We start from the raw sequence: 1,097 nt of genomic DNA on the forward strand, positions 1-1,097 counted from the left end.
CGGGCTGCTCGAGGGCGGCGGCATCGACGGCGCGGACGGGGTCCAGGCGGCGGACTCGCTGTCGTTCCTCGAGACCCTCGCCGGCCTGACCCGGGACTGGGTCCTGTCCGGCGTGTGCTCGCGGCTGCAGGCCGAACGCAAGCTGCGGTACATGGCGGACCGCGTGCGGGTTCCCGCCGCCGCCGAGTACACGGCGGCCCTGCTGGAGTCGGCGATCGACCTGCTCCCGGCGGAGGTGGAGCACGGATGACGACGTCGCTGGACATCGCGGGCACGAGCGTCGTCGTGCGGGCGAACGGGCTTCGGCACCGGGTCCTGCGCTACGGCCGGGAGGGCGACCGGGACCTGCTCCTCCTGCCGGGCATCACGACCCCCGCGGTGTGCGCGGACTTCCTCGCCGTCCGGCTCGCGGGGCTCGGCTACCGGGTGGCCCTGCCGGACGTGCGGGGTCGTGGGGAGAGCGACCGGGCCCCGTCGGGCGCCTACCGCCTCGTGGACTACGCCGCGGACGCCGCCGGCCTCGTCGAGGGGCTCGACCTGCGGGCGCCGGTGGTGGTGGGCCACTCGATGGGTGCGCGGATCGCCGCGGCCTACGCGGTGCTGCACGCCCCCGACGACCACGGTCCGCTGCTGCTGGTCGACCCGCCGACCTCGGGTCCCGGCCGGGCCCCGTACCCCACCAGCAGGCAGGCGTTCCTCGACCAGCTCCAGCAGGCCCGGCAGGGGACGGACGCCGACGGCGTGCGCGCGTTCTACCCGCGCTGGCCCGAACGCGAGCTGGAGATGCGCGCCCGCTTCCTCGCCACCTGCGACGAGACCGCGGTCGTCGAGGCCCACCGGGGCTTCGAGACCGAGGACTTCTTCGACTACTGGACCGCCCTGCGGGGGACCGTCGTGCTCGTGCGCGGGGCCGACAGCCCGGTCGTCCCGGACGGGACGGCCGAGGAGCTCCGCCGCACCCGTCCGGACATCCCGGTCCTCGCCGTCCCGAACACCGGGCACATGGTGCCGTGGGACGACCTGGCCGGCTTCCTCGACGTCGTCCGCCCGCACCTGCTCTCGTTCCTCGATCCCCAGGAGTAGCCAGTCATGGACCA

The 1,097-nt window shown here is 75.0% G+C and carries 2 protein-coding genes; both read left to right on the forward strand.

Annotation, left to right across the window (positions count from 1 at the left end; all coding sequences use genetic code 11):
- On the forward strand, positions 1-250 hold a 250-nt coding region (locus PKE99_RS37700; RefSeq protein WP_271215048.1), incomplete at its 5' end, for a hypothetical protein.
- Positions 247-1,083: an alpha/beta fold hydrolase gene (locus PKE99_RS37705; protein ID WP_271215049.1), complete on the forward strand. Its 837-nt coding sequence runs from the start codon at positions 247-249 to the stop codon at positions 1,081-1,083. The genes PKE99_RS37700 and PKE99_RS37705, both read left to right, overlap by 4 nt.
- The last annotated feature ends 14 nt before the right edge of the window (positions 1,084-1,097 follow it).

This window comes from Pseudonocardia halophobica (assembly GCF_027922425.1).
Taxonomy (GTDB): domain Bacteria; phylum Actinomycetota; class Actinomycetes; order Mycobacteriales; family Pseudonocardiaceae; genus Pseudonocardia; species Pseudonocardia halophobica.

Bases quoted from the DNA above. Each gene is read 5' to 3' on its own strand.
- PKE99_RS37705 (WP_271215049.1), top strand. From the start codon at position 247: ATGACGACGTCGCTGGACATCGCGGGCACGAGCGTCGTCGTGCGGGCG.